Annotated in this window: 15 protein-coding genes and 1 tRNA gene; 12 read left to right on the plus strand and 4 right to left on the minus strand. The window is 71.4% G+C overall.

Annotated features, from left to right (window positions below; genetic code table 11):
• Positions 1-127: 127 nt before the first annotated feature.
• Entirely contained in the window at positions 128-1,018 is an 891-nt protein-coding gene (locus ACZ4E1_RS35635) for an ATP-dependent DNA ligase (RefSeq protein ID WP_467547378.1), read from the minus strand.
• Positions 1,015-1,896, minus strand: a complete 882-nt coding sequence (gene ligD, locus ACZ4E1_RS35640; RefSeq protein ID WP_467547380.1) for a non-homologous end-joining DNA ligase — start codon at positions 1,894-1,896, stop codon at positions 1,015-1,017. Before ligD ends, ACZ4E1_RS35635 begins: the two co-directional genes overlap by 4 nt.
• 81 nt (positions 1,897-1,977) lie before the next feature.
• Between ligD and ku the strand changes: the two genes are divergently transcribed.
• A complete protein-coding gene (gene ku / locus ACZ4E1_RS35645) occupies positions 1,978-3,027 on the plus strand; it encodes a non-homologous end joining protein Ku (protein WP_467547382.1) in 1,050 nt (349 codons plus the stop codon).
• A gap of 21 nt (positions 3,028-3,048) precedes the next feature.
• Here the strand turns inward: ku and ACZ4E1_RS35650 are convergent, their stop codons facing one another.
• Both ACZ4E1_RS35650 and ACZ4E1_RS35655 read right to left on the minus strand, forming a co-directional pair.
• Positions 3,049-4,200: an acyltransferase family protein gene (locus ACZ4E1_RS35650; RefSeq protein ID WP_467547384.1), complete on the minus strand. Its 1,152-nt coding sequence runs from the start codon at positions 4,198-4,200 to the stop codon at positions 3,049-3,051.
• A gap of 297 nt (positions 4,201-4,497) precedes the next feature.
• A tRNA-Arg gene (locus ACZ4E1_RS35655) sits at positions 4,498-4,569 on the minus strand.
• A 57-nt stretch (positions 4,570-4,626) separates the two neighbouring features.
• On the opposite strand from ACZ4E1_RS35655, the gene ACZ4E1_RS35660 reads away from it, so the two are divergent.
• From ACZ4E1_RS35660 to prmC, 11 genes are all read left to right on the plus strand, one after another.
• Positions 4,627-5,169 (plus strand): response regulator, encoded by a 543-nt coding sequence (locus ACZ4E1_RS35660; RefSeq protein WP_467547386.1) that lies wholly within the window; start codon positions 4,627-4,629, stop codon positions 5,167-5,169.
• Between the two features lie 96 nt (positions 5,170-5,265).
• Complete coding sequence (gene nrtL, locus ACZ4E1_RS35665; protein ID WP_467547388.1) at positions 5,266-6,273, plus strand: ArgS-related anticodon-binding protein NrtL; 1,008 nt, start codon at positions 5,266-5,268, stop codon at positions 6,271-6,273.
• Between the two features lie 25 nt (positions 6,274-6,298).
• Entirely contained in the window at positions 6,299-7,690 is a 1,392-nt protein-coding gene (gene lysA, locus ACZ4E1_RS35670) for a diaminopimelate decarboxylase (RefSeq protein WP_467547390.1), read from the plus strand.
• Positions 7,691-7,793: 103 nt separating this feature from the next.
• Entirely contained in the window at positions 7,794-9,086 is a 1,293-nt protein-coding gene (locus ACZ4E1_RS35675) for a homoserine dehydrogenase (protein ID WP_399131113.1), read from the plus strand.
• A gap of 14 nt (positions 9,087-9,100) precedes the next feature.
• Entirely contained in the window at positions 9,101-10,159 is a 1,059-nt protein-coding gene (gene thrC / locus ACZ4E1_RS35680; RefSeq protein ID WP_467547520.1) for a threonine synthase, read from the plus strand.
• A 287-nt stretch (positions 10,160-10,446) separates the two neighbouring features.
• A complete protein-coding gene (gene thrB, locus ACZ4E1_RS35685) occupies positions 10,447-11,373 on the plus strand; it encodes a homoserine kinase (protein ID WP_188336865.1) in 927 nt (308 codons plus the stop codon).
• A 404-nt stretch (positions 11,374-11,777) separates the two neighbouring features.
• Positions 11,778-13,808 carry a transcription termination factor Rho gene (rho, locus tag ACZ4E1_RS35690; RefSeq protein WP_467547393.1) on the plus strand — a complete coding sequence of 677 codons (2,031 nt, stop codon included), beginning with the start codon at positions 11,778-11,780 and terminating at the stop codon, positions 13,806-13,808.
• A 291-nt stretch (positions 13,809-14,099) separates the two neighbouring features.
• Entirely contained in the window at positions 14,100-15,200 is a 1,101-nt protein-coding gene (locus ACZ4E1_RS35695; RefSeq protein ID WP_467547395.1) for an LCP family protein, read from the plus strand.
• A gap of 156 nt (positions 15,201-15,356) precedes the next feature.
• Complete coding sequence (gene rpmE, locus ACZ4E1_RS35700; RefSeq protein ID WP_467547397.1) at positions 15,357-15,578, plus strand: 50S ribosomal protein L31; 222 nt, start codon at positions 15,357-15,359, stop codon at positions 15,576-15,578.
• A 104-nt stretch (positions 15,579-15,682) separates the two neighbouring features.
• Positions 15,683-16,759, plus strand: a complete 1,077-nt coding sequence (gene prfA / locus ACZ4E1_RS35705) for a peptide chain release factor 1 (RefSeq protein ID WP_467547399.1) — start codon at positions 15,683-15,685, stop codon at positions 16,757-16,759.
• A gap of 38 nt (positions 16,760-16,797) precedes the next feature.
• The gene (gene prmC / locus ACZ4E1_RS35710; protein ID WP_467547401.1) at positions 16,798-17,643 is read left to right on the plus strand and encodes a peptide chain release factor N(5)-glutamine methyltransferase; all 846 of its coding nucleotides are present in this window, start codon (positions 16,798-16,800) and stop codon (positions 17,641-17,643) included.
• Positions 17,644-17,679: the final 36 nt, after the last annotated feature.

The following is a 17,679-nucleotide window of genomic DNA, read 5'->3' on the forward strand; positions in this document are numbered from 1 at the left end:
GCGAGCGGCTTCGCCGCTCAGCCTCTATCGGGGAAATGCGCCCGAAGGGCATGCATTTCAGGGGCGCGGGGAACTGCGCGACCAGCCCCCACCGGGCCCGCACCCGGCGAACAACCGACGCGCCCGCTCACCGAAACCGCACCGCATCCGCAGAAAACGCCCCGTGCCGAGTGGACCGCTGTCGAACCTCCAGCACCGGCCGTCCTTCCTCGGGCAGCACCCGGTACGGCACCTCTCCCACCCCCACCGCCGTGACGACGGCCTCCCCACCGGCCCCCCGGGGCAACACCCGCCCCGCCTCCCCCCGAAGCCCCACGGACAACGGAGTCGTCAGCACAGGGGTGCCGTCCCCGGGCAGCACGACGACCAGCGCGCGCGGCCCGCGCAGGGACCCCGTGTACCCGACCACGACCGCGTCCCGCGTATCGCTGTGCCGCAGCTTCAGCCACCCCCGCCGCCCACCCGGGTACGGATCGCCGACCCGCTTGGCGACCAGCCCCTCGATCCCACGCTCCGGCAGCGTCTCGTACCAGGTCAGCGCCGTCTCCCGGTCGGTCGTCGACGGCACCGCCTGCAACGGCGGCCCGAGCGGCCCCAGCACCTCGACCAGCCGCGCCCGCCGCTGCGCGTACGGCCGCCGCCGCAGATCCGCGCCGCCGTCCGCCAGCAGGTCGAACGCCGCGTACGAGGCCGGGAGCTCCCGCGCCAGCGCCCGGGCCCGCGCCCCCGACGCGGCCGCCGCCCGCCGCTGCACCGCCGCGAAGTCGGTGCGCCCGTCGTGCCAGACGACGACCTCCCCGTCGAGCACGGTCCCGGCCGGCAGCGCGAGCGCCGCCGCGACGAGATCCGGGAACGCCCGCGCCACCAGCCGCCCCGAGCGGGCCTGGAGGACCACGTCCTGCGCCTCCCGGATCACCACCATCCGGTGCCCGTCGAACTTCGGCTCGAACGCCCAGTCCGCGCCCGCCGGCAGCGCGTCCACCGACCGCGCGAGCGCGACCTCGACCCGCGCGGTCACGGGATCCGCCCCGCGCGGTTGAGGTTGATGAGCGGGCCGAGCAGATCCCCGTACCGGTCGAGCCGGGGCGCGATGGCGTCGGCCAGGAAGACCAGCTCGCGCGCGTCCGTGCAGGACTCGACCTCCGCCCAGGTCACGGGCGCGGACACGGCCGGCTCGGGCCGGGCCCGCAGCGTGTACGGGGTGGCGGTCGTCTTCGCGGCCGAGTTCTGACTGTGGTCGACGAACACCTTCCCCGGCCGCAGCTTGCGCGCCATCCGGTGCACCACGAGCCCCGGAAGCTCCGCCTCCGCCTCCTGTGCGAGCGCCTTCGCGTAGGCGCTGACCCGTTCGGACGGCGTCGGCTCCAGCGGCGTCAGCAGATGCAGCCCCTTCGAGCCGGAGGTCTTCGCGTAGGCGTGCAGCCCGTCCGCCGCCAGCCGCTCGCGCAGCCACACCGCCACCTCGCAGCACTGCACGACATCCGCCGGCGCCCCCGGATCGAGGTCGAACACCAGCCGGTCCGCCCGCCCCGGCGCGTCCGCCTGCCACTGCGGCGTGTGGAACTCCGTGACCAGGTTCGCCGCCCACATCAGCGAGGCCAGATCCTGGACGAGGATCTGCCGCGCGGGCCCCTGGGAGTGCGGCACCTGCGCCGTCTTCACCCAGGTGGGTGTGCCCGGCGGCACGTTCTTCGCGAAGAAGCGCTGCCCGTCCGGCCCGTCCGGATAGCGCAGGAAGGACACCGGCCGGTTGTACAGGTGCGCGAGCAGCGGGCCTGCCGTGGTCGCGTAGTAGTGCAGCAGCTCGCCCTTGGTGAACCCGGACGCGGGATAGATGACCTTGTCCAGATTGCTGAGCGTCAGCCGCCGCCCCTCCACTTCTGTGATGGGCGCCATACCGTAATACTCTGGCAATCCGGCCAATCAGCAACTATCCGGCAAACCTCGCAAACGGCGGCGCGAACCGGGAGGTAAACCGTGCGCTCCATCTGGAACGGCGCCATCTCGTTCGGCCTGGTCAGCATCCCCATCAAGCTGGTCAACGCCACCGAGAACCACTCCATCCACTTCCGCCAGATCCATCTGGAGGACGGCGGCCGCATTCGCTATCGCAAGGTGTGCGAGCTGGAGGAGAAGGAGGTCCCGGGCGCCGAGATCGGCAAGGGGTACGAGGAGGCCGACGGGTCGATCATCCCGATCACCGAGGACGACCTGTCCCAGCTGCCGATCCCGACGGCCCGCACGATCGAGATCGTCGCCTTCGTGCCGGCCGACCGGATCGACCCGCTCCAGATGGACGCGGCGTACTACCTCTCGGCCAACGGCGTCCCCGCCGCCAAGCCGTACACCCTGCTCCGCGAGGCCCTGAAGCGCAGCCAGAAGGTCGCCATCGCCAAGTTCGCCCTGCGCGGCCGTGAGCGCCTCGGCATGCTGCGCGTCGTCGACGACGTCATCGCCATGCACGGACTGCTCTGGCCGGACGAGATCCGGGCCCCGGAGGATGTCGCGCCGGACACCCAGGTCACGGTCCGCGACGCCGAACTCGATCTGGCGGACGCCCTGATGGACACCCTCGGCGAGGTCGACCTGGACACCCTCCACGACGACTACCGCGAGGCGGTCGAGGAGATGATCGCGGCGAAGGCCGCCGGCGGCGGCACCGAGGAGACCCCGTCCGCCCCCGCGGCCGAGGGCGGCGGCAAGGTCATCGACCTGATGGCGGCCCTGGAGAGCAGTGTGCGCGCGGCGAAGGAGGCACGCGGCGCCTCCGGCGGCGAGGCCGAGGTGACCCACCTCGCGAGCCGCTCACGCACGCCGAAGAAGCAGGCCACCGCGAAGAAGACCACGACGGCGAAGAAGAGCGAGCCCGCGAAGAAGTCGACCGGGGCGAAGAAGTCCACGACGGCGAAGAAGACGGCGAGCTCCCCGAAGAAGCAGGCCGCCTCCGCGAAGAAGTCGACGAGCACGGCCACGACGAAGAAGACGACGGCGAAGAAGGCCGCCCCGCGCAAACGCGCCTCGGCGTGACGCGGGGCGGGGCGGCGCCGCTCACTTCCGGTGCGCGGCGCCCACCGGCTCCCTCCGGAACGCCCACTCCATCTTGGGCTCCATCACGAACCGGAACGCGCGCTGCACCGGCGTCGTGCACAACACGGTGATGACGGCCATCGCGAACACCGTCACGACGATCTCGCCCCACGGCGTGTGCACCCACGCCACGTCGTACCAGTCGCCCCAGCGGGACCCCTTCGCGAGGAACCCGTGCAGCAGATACCCGTACAGCGTCCCCGCGCCCAGCGCCGTGAACCACAGCTTCCGCCCCGGCACCCACGCGAAGAAGCAGGCCACCAGAACCACCGAGCAGCCGAACATCGCCAGCGTCATCACGGCCCCGCTCCACCCGGGCGCCGCCAGCTCCTGCGCACTGTCACGCCGGTAGAACCAGGCGGCGTTCATCCGCGGAGCGGCCCAGTACGCGAACAGCAGCGCCGCCGCGAACACCGGCACCGCCGCGATCCGCGCCTCCTTGCGCCGCACCAGACTGAAGTGCTCCTTCTTCAGGCACAGTCCGAGCACGAAGAACGGCAGGAACTGGAGCACCCGCTGCAGATCGAGGTCGTCACCGATGTCGGGGGAGACGGACGCGAGCGCGGCGATGCCGAGCGCCACCGGCAGCGGCCACCGGACGACCTTCCACAGCGGCGTGGACAGCCGCCACACGAACAGCGCGCCCAGGAACCAGGTCAGGTACCAGGGATCGAGCAGGCTGATCGAGTGCTCCGGGTCGTCCCCGGCGGTCCGCTTGAAGAACGTGTACGCCACCTCGAAGACGACGTACGGCACGACCACTCCGGTCACGAGCCGCTTCAGTCGCCCGGGGCTCGCGTCGAACGAGCGCGAGAAGTACCCGGAGATCACGATGAACGCGGGCATGTGGAACGTGTACACCATGATGTACAGCGCGGCGGCGGCCCGGCTGTCCCCGCGCAGCGGCTCCCAGGCGTGCCCCATGGCGACCAGCACGATCGCCAGGTACTTGGCGTTGTCGAAGAACGCGTCCCGCGCCTTGCCGGGCTTGGTCGCCGGAGCGCCGGCCGTCTTCGCGGACCTCGTGGGCCCCGGGGGAGACGAGGGCGGCGCCGTGACGCTCTGTGCCGGCAGCGGGCTCCTGGCCGCCGCGACCCCGACCGGCTCGCTCACGATCCCTCCCGTATGAAGCCCCGATCGATGGAACCTGAGCGCCCGATCGCGCATCTTCCAAGGTTTGCGAGGTTCAAATGACTGCGAGACATCCAAGGCACCGTAGTCACCCGGAGTCCCCGCCGTAAACCCGGAGCCCCTCCGCGTGGCACGACTCACTGTGCCGGGCGGCAACGGCGAACGGGCCGACCTCCCCGCCGAGTTGGGCCCGGGCCCGCTGCCCCGGCGCATGAAAAAAGACCCCGTCCGCAGCGTTTCCGCTGTGAACGAGGTCTTCGTCAGACACCTCGTACAAGGTGCCCCCGGCAGGATTCGAACCTGCGCACACGGCTCCGGAGGCCGTTGCTCTATCCCCTGAGCTACGGGGGCGTGCGCCTCGCGGTGCGGGGCGACGGGTAGAACCTTACCAGCTCCCACCGGCTCCTCATGAACAGGTATTTCGGTGCGGGAGCGTGCCGTCGAGCGCGCCTGTACGGGGTGGAAGTGGGGAAAACCCGGACGCCGTGGGTGGGGCCGACCTACCCTCGAGTGGTGCCAGGCGCGTCCGGCCGGGTCCTTGTCGTCGATGACAACAAGGTGATCCGGCAGCTGATCAGGGTCAATCTCGAGCTGGAGGGCTTCGAGGTCGTGACCGCGGCCGACGGTGCCGAATGCCTGGAGGTCGTGCAGCAGGTGCGGCCCGACGTCATCACGCTCGACGTGGTGATGCCCCGCCTCGACGGCATGCGCACGGCGTCCCGACTGCGCGCGGACGCCCGGACCAGCGCCCTCCCCATCGTCCTGGTCAGCGCCTGCACGCAGTACGAGGTCGAGAGCGGGCTGGATGTCGGCGTCGACGCCTTCCTGTCCAAGCCCTTCGAGCCGGCCGAACTGGTGCGTGTCGTCCGGCGGTTGGCCGAGCGCGGCCGCGCGCCGCGCCGGACGCGCCCCGTCAGCGGCTCAGAGGAGACCGAACGAGCCGGGCGGTAGCGGAGGCCGACGGAGGTCCAGGGAAGCGTCCGCATCGCGGACCATCCGCTAAACCGAGTCGCCTACCCACCCCCCTCCTCGCCTACGCTTGACCCCGTGACCCCCATCGAGCTCACTGACACCGTCCTGCGCGCCGTGCGCCGCGCGGTCGAGGACGGTGAGCTCGGCATGGGCGCGGTCGAGAGCGTGGACTCCGGGCGGGCTCGCGTCGTCGTCGAGCGGCCACGGCCCGGCGGACACGGGGACTACGCCACGAACGTCGCACTGCAGCTCGCCCCCGCCGCCGGCCGGCCCCCGCGCCAGGTCGCCGAGATCCTCTCCGCGCGGCTCGCGGACAGCCCGGGGATCGAGGCCGTGGACGTCACCGGCCCCGGCTTCCTCAACGTCGTGCTCCGGCCGGGCGGCTCCCCGCTCGTCGCGGACGTGCTGCGCCGCGGAGCCTCGTACGGACACTCCGACGCGCTGCGCGGGGAGCGGATCGTCCTGCGGATCCCGCGCGAGCCCCGCGCCGAAACCGTTGCCGACGCCGTCGCCCGCATCGCCCGCAGCCAGGGCGCCGAAGCGACCGTCGAGCACGCGGCCCGCCCGGACGAGGTCACCCTGCGCCCCGTGCCCGCCGACCCGCACGGCCTCGGCGCCGACGCCGGCCGCTGGGCCCTGCTGCACCCCGCCGCGCACGACCACCCCCGCACCGCCACTCCCGAGGACCGCGCCGCCCATCTGGCCCAGCGCGAGTCCAACCCCCTCTTCCGCGTCCGCTACGCCCACGCCCGCACCGCCGCCCTCGGGCGGAACGCCGCGGACCTGGGCTTCACCGCCGAGCCCGGCGACGTACCGGACCAGGAGCCGCTGCTCGGCCTGCTCGCCGACCACCCCCGCGTCCTGCTCGCCGCCGCCCGGCACCGCGCCCCCGACCGGCTGGCCCGGCACCTCGTCTCCGTCGCCGACGCGTTCCTGACCGACCTGCACCCCGCCACGCTGCCGGTCGGCGGGGAGAAACCCTCGGCCGCCCACCGTGCCCGGCTCGCGCTCGCCGAAGCCGCCGGGACGGTGCTGGCCGGCGGCCTGACCCTGCTCGGCATCGACGCCCCCGCACATCTCTAAGAACAGAAGTGAGCGCACCGCAGCCATGAGCCGTTCCGCACACCCCGCAGGCCCCCGCCACGCCGACGTCCTGCCCGAGGGTCACTACACCGCCCCGCCCGCCGACCTGAACGCGCTGGACGCCAAGGTCTGGGCCCGCACCGTCCGCCGCGCCGAGGACGGCGGCGTGAGCGTCGGCGGGGTCGAAGTCGCCCGGCTCGCCGAGGAGTTCGGCACCCCGGCGTACTTCCTCGACGAGGCCGACTTCCGCGCCCGGTGCGCCGCCTGGCGCGACGCGTTCGGCCCCGACGCCGACGTCTTCTACGCCGGCAAGGCCTTCCTGTCCCGCGCCGTCGTGCGCTGGCTGCACGAGGAGGGGCTCAACCTGGACGTCTGCTCCGGCGGCGAGCTCGCCACCGCGCTGTCCGCCGGGATGCCCGCCGACCGCATCGCCTTCCACGGCAACAACAAGTCGGAGGCGGAGATCACCCGCGCCGTCGAGGCCGGCGTCGGACGCATCGTCCTCGACTCCTTCCAGGAGATCGTGCGCGTCGCCCACATCGCCGAGAGCCTCGGCAAGCGGCAGCGCGTGCAGATCCGCGTGACGGTGGGCGTCGAGGCCCACACCCACGAGTTCATCGCCACCGCGCACGAGGACCAGAAGTTCGGCATCGCGCTGGCCGGCGGCCAGGCCGCCGAGGCCGTGCGCCGCGCCCTCAAGCTCGACGGCATCGAGCTCATCGGCATCCACAGCCACATCGGCTCGCAGATCTTCGACATGGCCGGCTTCGAGGTCGCCGCCCGCCGCGTCGTCGGCCTGCTCGCCGAGATCCGCGACGAGCACGGTGTCGAGCTGCCCGAGATCGACCTCGGCGGCGGCCTCGGCATCGCGTACACCAGCGACGACGACCCGCGCGAGCCGCACGAGATCGCCAAGGCGCTGAACGAGATCGTGACGCGCGAGTGCGAGGCCGCCGCGCTGCGCACGCCCCGCATCAGCGTCGAGCCGGGCCGCGCCATCGTCGGCCCGACCGCCTTCACGCTCTACACGGTCGGCACGGTCAAGCCCCTGGAGGGCCTGCGCACGTACGTGTCCGTGGACGGCGGCATGTCCGACAACATCCGCACCGCGCTGTACGACGCCGAGTACACGGTCGCGCTCGTCTCGCGCCGCTCCGACGCCGAGCCGGCCCTGGTCCGGGTCGTCGGCAAGCACTGCGAGAGCGGCGACATCGTGGTGAAGGACGCGTTCCTGCCCGCCGACGTCGCGCCGGGCGACCTGATCGCCGTACCGGCCACCGGCGCGTACTGCCGCTCCATGGCCAGCAACTACAACCACGCGCTCCGCCCGCCCGTCGTCGCCGTCAAGGACGGCGAGGCACGGGTGATCGTCCGCCGCGAGACGGAGGAAGATCTCCTGCGTCTCGACGTCGGATAATGAAATACCTGTCTCATCATCCGGACCGGGGACAGAAACCCCGGTCCGGTGCGTGAGACTGGACCCACCGTAGGTACAGAGAAGTAAAGGGAAACGAGGTCGGATGATGCGTACGCGTCCGCTGAAGGTGGCGCTGCTGGGCTGTGGGGTCGTCGGCTCAGAGGTGGCGCGCATCATGACGACGCACGCCGACGACCTCACAGCCCGGATCGGCGCCCCGGTCGAGCTCGCGGGCGTCGCCGTGCGGCGCCCCTCCAAGGTCCGTGAGGGCATCGACCCGGCCCTCGTCACCACCGACGCCACCGCGCTCGTCAAACGCGGCGACATCGACGTGGTCATCGAGGTCATCGGAGGGATCGAGCCCGCCCGCACCCTCATCACCACCGCCTTCGAGCACGGCGCCTCCGTCGTCTCGGCCAACAAGGCGCTGCTCGCCCAGGACGGCGCCGCCCTGCACGCCGCCGCCGTCGAGCACGGCCGCGACCTGTACTACGAAGCGGCCGTGGCCGGCGCGATCCCGCTGATCCGCCCGCTGCGCGAGTCCCTCGCGGGTGACAAGGTCAACCGCGTGCTCGGCATCGTCAACGGCACCACGAACTTCATCCTCGACAAGATGGACACCACGGGCGCCGGCTACCAAGAGGCCCTGGACGAGGCCACCGCGCTCGGCTACGCGGAGGCCGACCCGACCGCCGACGTGGAGGGCTTCGACGCCGCCGCCAAGGCCGCCATCCTCGCCGGGATCGCCTTCCACACCCGCGTCCGCCTCGACGACGTGTACCGCGAGGGCATGACCGAGGTCACCGCCGCCGACTTCAAGTCGGCGAAGGAGATGGGCTGCACCATCAAGCTGCTCGCCATCTGCGAGCGCGCCGCCGACGGCGAGTCCGTCACGGCCCGGGTGCACCCCGCGATGATCCCGCTCGACCACCCCCTGGCCTCCGTGCGCGGCGCCTACAACGCCGTGTTCGTCGAGTCCGACGCCGCGGGGCAGCTCATGTTCTACGGCCCCGGCGCCGGTGGCGCGCCGACCGCCTCGGCCGTGCTCGGCGACCTCGTCGCCGTCTGCCGCAACCGCCTCGGCGGTGCCACGGGCCCCGGCGACTCCGCGTACACGCAGCTGCCCGTCTCGCCCATGGGCGACGTGGTCACGCGGTACCACATCAGCCTCGACGTGGCCGACAAGCCCGGCGTTCTCGCGCAGGTGGCGACGGTCTTCGCCGAGCACGGCGTCTCCATCGACACCGTGCGCCAGTCGGGGAAGGACGGCGAGGCCTCCCTCGTCGTCGTCACCCATCGCGCGGCGGACGCGGCCCTCACCGGGACCGTGGACGCGCTGCGTCAGCTCGACACCGTGCGCGGTGTCGCCAGCATCATGCGTGTTGAAGGGGAGTAGCAGGGATGACCGGAATGACCCACCAGTGGCGCGGCATCATCGAGGAGTACCGGGACCGGCTCCCGGTGACCGACACCACGCCGGTCGTGACACTGCGCGAGGGCGCCACGCCGCTCGTCCCGGCCCAGGTGCTCTCCGAGCGCACCGGCTGTGAGGTCCACCTGAAGGTCGAGGGCGCCAACCCGACCGGCTCCTTCAAGGACCGCGGCATGACCATGGCCATCACCAAGGCCAAGGAGGAGGGCGCGAAGGCCGTCATCTGCGCCTCCACCGGCAACACGTCGGCGTCCGCCGCGGCCTACGCCGTGCGCGCCGGCATGGTCTGCGCCGTCCTCGTCCCGCAGGGCAAGATCGCGCTCGGCAAGATGGGCCAGGCGCTGGTCTACGGCTCGAAGATCCTCCAGGTCGACGGCAACTTCGACGACTGCCTGAACCTCGCCCGCGCGCTGTCCGAGAACTACCCGGTGGCGCTCGTCAACTCGGTCAACCCGTACCGCATCGAGGGCCAGAAGACCGCCTCGTTCGAGATCGTCGACGCCCTCGGCGACGCGCCCGACATCCACGTCCTTCCCGTCGGCAACGCCGGAAACATCACGGCCTACTGGAAGGGCTACAAGGAGTACGCCGCGGACTCGGTGTCCACGCACACCCCGCGCATGTGGGGCTTCCAGGCCTCCGGCTCCGCGCCGATCGTGCGCGGCGAGGTCGTCAAGGACCCGTCGACCATCGCGACCGCGATCCGCATCGGCAACCCGGCCTCGTGGGACTACGCGCTGGCCGCCCGCGACGAGTCCGGCGGCCTCATCGACGAGGTGACGGACCGTGAGATCCTGCGCGCCTACAAGCTGTTGGCGTCCCAGGAGGGTGTCTTCGTCGAGCCCGCGTCCGCCGCGTCCGTCGCCGGTCTGCTGAAGGCCGCCGAGCAGGGCAAGGTCGACCCCGGCCAGAAGATCGTCTGCACCGTCACGGGCAACGGCCTGAAGGACCCCGACTGGGCCGTCGCCGGCGCCCCCCAGCCGGTCACCGTCCCGGTCGACGCCGCCACGGCCGCCGAGCGCCTCGGCCTCGCCTGACCGCTCAGGCCCTCCGCCCTTACGCCCAGCTGACATCACGTCAACTGGGCGTATCGGCACAGGGGGTGCACAGGGGGCTTACGACACGCATCGTGCGCCTCCTGTGCGCCCTATGTCGCCACAGATCCTTCCTTCGATAGGCTGTGCAGAACCCGCCCACCGCACCTGCCGTGGTGCTGCCGCCGTTCCCTCGTACGCGGCCCGGGTTGCGACGTACTCCCTCACCAGACATCGGAAGTCTCGGGTAGTTCCCGAACGTCCCGCAGCTCAAGGAGAGTCATCTAACGATGGCCGGTCCCGCGTTCCGCGCCGCCGCCGTCAGGGTGCGCGTCCCCGCCACCAGCGCCAACCTCGGCCCGGGATTCGACTCCCTCGGCCTCGCGCTGGGGCTCTACGACGACGTGGTCGTCAGGGTCGCCGACTCCGGGCTGAACATCGACATCGCGGGTGAGGGCTCCGAGACCCTGCCGCGCGACGAGTCGCACCTGCTCGTACGGGCCCTGCGCACCGCCTTCGACGCCCTCGGCGGGCAGCCGCGCGGCCTCGAGATCGTCTGCGCCAACCGCATCCCGCACGGCCGCGGCCTCGGCTCCTCCTCCGCGGCCATCGTCGCCGCCGTGGTCGCCGCCCGCGCCGTGACCATAGGTGGTGACACGCGGCTCGACGACGCCGCGCTGCTCGCCCTCGCCACCGAGATCGAGGGCCACCCCGACAATGTGGCGCCCTGCCTGCTCGGCGGATTCACCATCGCCTGGACCGAGGCCGGCACCGGCCGGGCCGTGCGGCTCGACGCCGCGCCGACCGTCGTCCCGGTGGTCTTCGTGCCCGGCAAGCCCCTGCTCACCGAGACCGCCCGCGGTCTCCTCCCGCGCACCGTCCCGCACGTGGACGCCGCCGCCAACGCGGGCCGTGCGGCCCTGCTCGTCGAGGCCCTCACCCGGCGCCCCGAACTGCTGCTGCCCGCCACCGAGGACCGGCTGCACCAGGAGTACCGGGCCCCCGCGATGCCCGAGAGCGCCGCGCTCGTCGAGCGGCTGCGCGCGGACGGCGTCCCCGCGATGATCTCCGGGGCCGGACCCACGGTCATCGCCCTGGTGGAGGACGCGACGGCCGACAAGGTCGCCCGCCTCGCCGGCGACGGCTGGGCCGCGAACCGGCTGGCCCTGGACTCCGGCGGCGCGTGCGTACTGCCGCTCGGCTCGAATCCCGACTGACCGCACGCTTCTGGTTGCCGGATGGAGAGAGGGGGAATATTTGTTGGATCCGGTAGTGTTAACCTCAAGTCTGCACCCGACCCCACCATGGCGAGGTGCTGTGTGTCCCTGTCAGGGACGACCATTCTTCCGGGAGCCTTTCCAGCAGTTCCGTGCAGTGTCCTCGTACGTCGGGACGTGGCACTGAGGGCTGTAGAGCATGCTCCGGAACCGGCGTGACCGAGCCGCGTGACACAGAAATTCAGTGCACCCGCGGAATCCGGAATCGCTGTCACCAATGAATTCTTCCGCCATTCAGGCGGACAACCGCCCCGGCACGGTCCGTACAGGCAGGACCATCGCCGGACAGCACAACCGGTCGCCGAGCCAGACAGGCCGACGTCCGCTCCAGGGAAGGACCCTTCGTGAGCGACACCACCGATCTGATGGGCGTGACTGCCGACAGCTCCGCTGCCGCGCCCGCCGCGTCCTCTGCGGACGCCTCTGCCGCGCCCGCCTCCCGGCGGCGCCGCGGCACCGGCCTCGAGGGCATGGTGCTGGCCGAGTTGCAGCAGGTCGCCTCGGGCCTCGGCATCAGGGGCACCGCGCGGATGCGCAAGAGCCAGTTGATCGAGGTCATCAAGGAGGCGCAGGCGGGCGGCTCCGCCCCCGCGAAGAGCGCCGACGCCGCCGAGACGAAGCCGAAGCGCCGCGCCACCTCCAAGGCCCGTACCGGCGACGACGCCGCGGCCGGCACCGGTTCCGCGAAGGCGGACGCCAAGGCGGAGAAGGCCGAGGCCGGCGACAGCAAGGCCAAGAAGGCCGCCCAGCAGCAGATCGACATCCCGGGCCAGGGCGCGGGCGACGAGCAGCCGACCGGTGAGCGCCGCGGGCGCCGCCGCGCCACCGCCGAGGCGGGCAGCCCCGAGGCCGCCGCCGAGGGCGACACCAAGACCGAGACCAAGGGCGACGCCGGCCAGGACAACGCCTCCGGCGAGGGCCGCCGTGAGCGTCGCGACCGCCGTGACCGCGGCGAGCGCGGTGACCGCGGTGAGCGCGGTGACCGCGGTGAGCGCGGTGAGCGGGGCGGTCGTGACCGTGACCGCCGCGGTGGCAAGGGCGACGACCAGGGCGGCAAGGACCAGGGTGGCCGTCAGCAGCAGCAGGGCGGCGGCCGGGGCGGCCGGGACAACGGGCCGCAGGACGACGACGACTTCGAGGGTGGCCGCCGTGGCCGCCGCGGCCGTTACCGCGACCGCCGTGGCCGTCGTGGCCGCGACGAGTTCGGCGCCGAGCCGCAGGTGTCCGACGACGACGTGCTGATCCCCGTCGCGGGCATCCTCGACATCCTCGACAACTACGCGTTCATCCGGACCTCCGGCTACCTGCCCGGTCCGAACGACGTGTACGTCTCCCTCGCCCAGGTCCGCAAGAACGGTCTGCGCAAGGGTGACCACGTCACCGGCGCCGTGCGTCAGCCGAAGGAGGGCGAGCGCCGCGAGAAGTTCAACGCGCTGGTCCGCCTCGACTCGGCGAACGGCATGGGGGCCGAATCCGGCCGCGGGCGCCCGGAGTTCAACAAGCTGACGCCCCTTTACCCGCAGGACCGGCTCCGTCTGGAGACCGACCCGGGCATCCTGACCACCCGCATCATCGACCTCGTGTCGCCGATCGGTAAGGGCCAGCGAGGCCTGATCGTGGCCCCGCCGAAGACCGGCAAGACCATGATCATGCAGGCGGTCGCCAACGCGATCACGCACAACAACCCCGAGTGCCACCTGATGGTCGTCCTGGTCGACGAGCGTCCGGAAGAGGTCACCGACATGCAGCGGTCGGTCAAGGGCGAGGTCATCTCCTCGACCTTCGACCGCCCGGCCGAGGACCACACCACGGTCGCCGAGCTCGCCATCGAGCGCGCCAAGCGTCTGGTGGAGCTGGGTCACGACGTCGTCGTGCTGCTCGACTCCATCACCCGCCTCGGCCGCGCGTACAACCTGGCGGCGCCGGCCTCCGGCCGCATCCTGTCCGGTGGTGTCGACTCGACCGCCCTGTACCCGCCGAAGCGCTTCTTCGGTGCGGCCCGCAACATCGAGGACGGCGGCTCGCTGACCATCCTCGCCACCGCGCTGGTGGACACCGGGTCCCGCATGGACGAGGTGATCTTCGAGGAGTTCAAGGGCACCGGCAACATGGAGCTCAAGCTCGACCGCAAGCTCGCCGACAAGCGCATCTTCCCCGCGGTGGACGTCGACGCGTCCGGTACCCGTAAGGAAGAGATCCTGCTCGGCAGCGACGAGCTCGCCGTCGTCTGGAAGCTGCGCCGGGTACTGCACGCGCTCGACTCGCAGCAGGCGATCGAGCTCCTCCTGGACAAGATGAAGCAGACGAAGTCCAACGCGGAGTTCCTGCTGCAGATCCAGAAGACGACGCCGGCCCCGGGCAACGGCAACGACTGACCCGGAACCGCTCCACGGGCTGAGCCCCGCCGCATCACGCGGCGGGGCTCAGCCCTTTTCGCGTCCCCGTACGCGCCGCTCCGGAGACCTTCACCACATGTGTAAGGATGCGCGCCCTGTGTGAAGCATCAGGTGGTCCGCCGTAAAAGCGCAGGTCAGAACGGGCCGACCCGCGACGTCCTTTACGTTCCGTGCGCAGATGTGCACAAGGTGGCCACAGAACGCTGTGCAACCCTTCAGGGCGGTCCAACCGTCACAACGAGTGAACAGGCCGAACCCAGCGAGGAGCACATGCCGGACATCGACAAGAACCCCGGGCGCCGGCGCGCCAAAGGGCGCCGCCGCAAGCCACGCAGCACGGGCGGCAAGGCCCTGCGCGTCGTGGCGTGGAGTGCCGCGGGAGTCGTCGTCCTCGGTGGCACCGGTCTCGGCTACGTCTACTTCAAGCTCAACGGCAACCTGAAGAGCGTCGACATCAACGCGGCGCTGGGCACCGACCGCCCCGACAACGTCGACAACGGCTCGCAGGACATCCTCGTCCTCGGCTCCGACAGCCGGGCCGGCGCCAACAAGAAGGCCGGCGGCGGCACCGACGACGGCTCGGCCCGCTCGGACACCGCGATGGTCGTCCACCTCTACAAGGGGCACAAGAAGGCCAGCGTCGTCTCCATACCCCGCGACACCCTGATAGACCGGCCGGAGTGCACGGACGCCGACGGCACCGCGCACCCGGCCGCATCCCAGGTCATGTTCAACTCCGCCTACTCCACGGGCGGCGCCGCCTGCGCCGTGAAGACCGTGGAGTCGGTCAGCGGCATCCGTATGGACCACTACATCGAGGTCGACTTCAGCGGCTTCCAGCGGCTGATCGACGACCTCGGCGGCGTCGAGGTCACCACCGGCAAGCCCATCGACGACCCCGACAGCCACCTCAAGCTCGACGCGGGCACCCACCGGCTCACCGGGAAGCAGTCCCTCGGCCTGGTCCGCACCCGGCACGGCGTCGGCGACGGCAGCGACCTCGGCCGCATCCAGCTCCAGCAGGCGTTCATGAAGGCCCTGATGGACCAGGTCAAGCAGGTCGGCGTCTTCACGAACCCGAAGAAGCTCTACGACCTCGCCGACACCGCCACCAGGACGGTGACCACCGACTCGGACCTCGGCTCCGTGCCCAAGCTCACCGCGTTCGCGAACGGACTCAAGGGCCTCGGGTCGAACGCGATGCACATGGTGACCATGCCGGTGCAGTACGACCCCGCCGACGCCAACCGCGTCCTGGTCGACAAGGACAAGTCCGACCTGGTCTGGAAGGCCCTCCGGGCCGACCGGCCGGTCCCGGAGCGCGCGACGAAGGGCACCGCGACCGGCACCGCCGACGGCGTCGTGAAGTGACCTTGAGGGGTCCGCGGGAACCGTGTGGGAATACTTGCGGCCTCACCCCGGTTTTGGGGGATGCGGCCAGTCCTGGCAGACTGGTACGTCGGCCCCGGTTCACGCTCCCGCATCCCGCGTCTGCGACCCGGCGCCCTCCCGAACCTAGGAGACACCTTGAAGCGCGACATCCACCCCGAGTACGTCGAGACGCAGGTCAGCTGCACCTGTGGCGCGACGTTCACCACCCGTAGCACGATCCAGTCCGGCACCGTCCGCGCCGAGGTCTGCTCCGAGTGCCACCCGTTCTACACGGGCAAGCAGAAGATCCTCGACACCGGTGGCCGTGTGGCCCGCTTCGAGGCCCGCTTCGGCAAGGCTCCCGCTGCCAAGAAGTAGCGAGGCTCCAGCGCCGGTCTCCGGTGCCCCTGTCGTGGGGGCACCGGGACCGGCGCTTTGCGGTGCAGCCCCTTTTTTGACCCCCGTACCAGCAGGAGCCGGAGATGTTCGAGGCCGTCGAGGACCTGATCGGTGAGCACGCCGATCTGGAGAAGAAGCTCGCGGACCCGTCGGTGCACGCCGACCAGGCCAACGCGCGCAAGCTCAACAAGCGCTACGCCGAGCTCACCCCGATCGTCGCGACCTACCGCTCCTGGAAGCAGACCGGCGACGACATCGAGACGGCCCGTGAACTGGCCGCCGACGACCCGGACTTCGCGGCCGAGGTCAAGGAGCTCGAGAAGGCGCGCGAGGAGCTCACGGAGAAGCTGCGGCTCCTCCTGGTGCCCCGCGACCCGTCCGACGACAAGGACGTGATCCTCGAGATCAAGGCCGGCGCCGGCGGCGACGAGTCCGCCCTGTTCGCGGGAGACCTGCTGCGCATGTACCTGCGCTACGCGGAGCGCGTCGGCTGGAAGACCGAGATCATCGACTCCACCGAGTCCGAGCTGGGCGGCTACAAGGACGTCCAGGTCGCCGTGAAGACCAAGGGCGGCAACGGCGCGACCGAGCCCGGCCAGGGCGTCTGGGCCCGCCTCAAGTACGAGGGCGGCGTCCACCGCGTCCAGCGCGTCCCCGCGACCGAGTCGCAGGGCCGCATCCACACCTCCGCCGCCGGCGTCCTCGTCACGCCCGAGGCCGAGGAGGTCGACGTCGAGATCAACATGAACGATCTGCGCATCGACGTCTACCGCTCCTCCGGCCCCGGCGGCCAGTCCGTCAACACGACGGACTCCGCCGTCCGCATCACGCACCTGCCCACCGGCGTGGTCGCCTCCTGCCAGAACGAGAAGAGCCAGCTCCAGAACAAGGAGCAGGCGATGCGTATCCTGCGCTCCAGGCTCCTCGCCGCGGCCCAGGAGAAGGCCGAGGCCGAGGCCGCGGACCAGCGCCGCAGCCAGGTTCGAACGGTCGACCGCTCCGAGAAGATCCGTACGTACAACTTCCCGGAGAACCGCATCTCGGACCACCGCGTCGGCTTCAAGGCGTACAACTTGGACCAGGTGCTCGACGGTGAGCTCGACGCCGTGATCCAGGCGTGCGTCGACGCGGACTCGGCCGCGAAGCTCGCCAACGCGTAACACCCCTGTACGCCCACAGCTCAGCCCGGAGGACCAGCGTGAACCTGCTGCTCGCGGAAGTGGCCCAGGCCACCCAGCGGCTGGCCGACGCCGGCGTGCCCTCGCCGCGCAACGACGCGGAGGAGCTCGCCGCCTTCGTGCACGGCGTCAAGCGGGGCGAGCTGCACACCGTCAAGGACGCGGACTTCGACGCCCGGTACTGGGAGGTCACCGCCCGCCGCGAGGCGCGCGAGCCGCTCCAGCACATCACCGGGCTCGCCTACTTCCGCTACCTGGAGCTCCAGGTCGGACCCGGCGTCTTCGTGCCCCGCCCCGAGACCGAGTCGGTCGTCGGCTGGGCCATAGACGCCGTACGCGCCATGGACGTCGTCGAACCGCTCATCGTCGACCTGTGCACCGGGTCCGGCGCCATCGCGCTGGCTCTCGCCCAGGAGGTGCCGCGCTCGCGCGTCCACGCCGTGGAGCTGTCCGAGGACGCCCTCAAGTGGACCCGCAGGAACGTCGAGGGGTCCAGGGTCGACCTGCGCCAGGGCGACGCCCTGGACGCCTTCCCCGACCTCGACGGCCAGGTCGACCTGGTGATCTCCAACCCGCCGTACATCCCCCTCACCGAGTGGGAGTACGTGGCGCCGGAGGCCCGCGACCACGACCCCGACATGGCGCTGTTCTCCGGCGAGGACGGGCTCGATCTGATCCGCGGCATCGAGCGCACCGCCCACCGGCTGCTGCGCCCCGGCGGCGTCGTCGTCATCGAGCACGCCGACACCCAGGGCGGCCAGGTCCCGTGGATCTTCACCGAGGAGCGGGGCTGGGCCGACGCCGCGGACCACCCGGACCTCAACAACCGGCCGCGCTTCGCGACCGCCCGCAAGGCGATGCCGTGAGCACCGATCACACTTCCGTACAGGCACTTGAGCAGG

The sequence above is a fragment of the Streptomyces sp. NPDC025806 genome, from assembly GCF_055558275.1.

Bases quoted from the DNA above. Each gene is read 5' to 3' on its own strand.
- ligD (WP_467547380.1), bottom strand. From the start codon at position 1,896: ATGGCGCCCATCACAGAAGTGGAGGGGCGGCGGCTGACGCTCAGCAAT.
- ACZ4E1_RS35660 (WP_467547386.1), top strand. From the start codon at position 4,627: ATGAACAGGTATTTCGGTGCGGGAGCGTGCCGTCGAGCGCGCCTGTAC.
- lysA (WP_467547390.1), top strand. From the start codon at position 6,299: ATGAGCCGTTCCGCACACCCCGCAGGCCCCCGCCACGCCGACGTCCTG.
- ACZ4E1_RS35675 (WP_399131113.1), top strand. From the start codon at position 7,794: ATGATGCGTACGCGTCCGCTGAAGGTGGCGCTGCTGGGCTGTGGGGTC.
- thrC (WP_467547520.1), top strand. From the start codon at position 9,101: ATGACCCACCAGTGGCGCGGCATCATCGAGGAGTACCGGGACCGGCTC.
- thrB (WP_188336865.1), top strand. From the start codon at position 10,447: ATGGCCGGTCCCGCGTTCCGCGCCGCCGCCGTCAGGGTGCGCGTCCCC.
- ACZ4E1_RS35695 (WP_467547395.1), top strand. From the start codon at position 14,100: ATGCCGGACATCGACAAGAACCCCGGGCGCCGGCGCGCCAAAGGGCGC.
- prfA (WP_467547399.1), top strand. From the start codon at position 15,683: ATGTTCGAGGCCGTCGAGGACCTGATCGGTGAGCACGCCGATCTGGAG.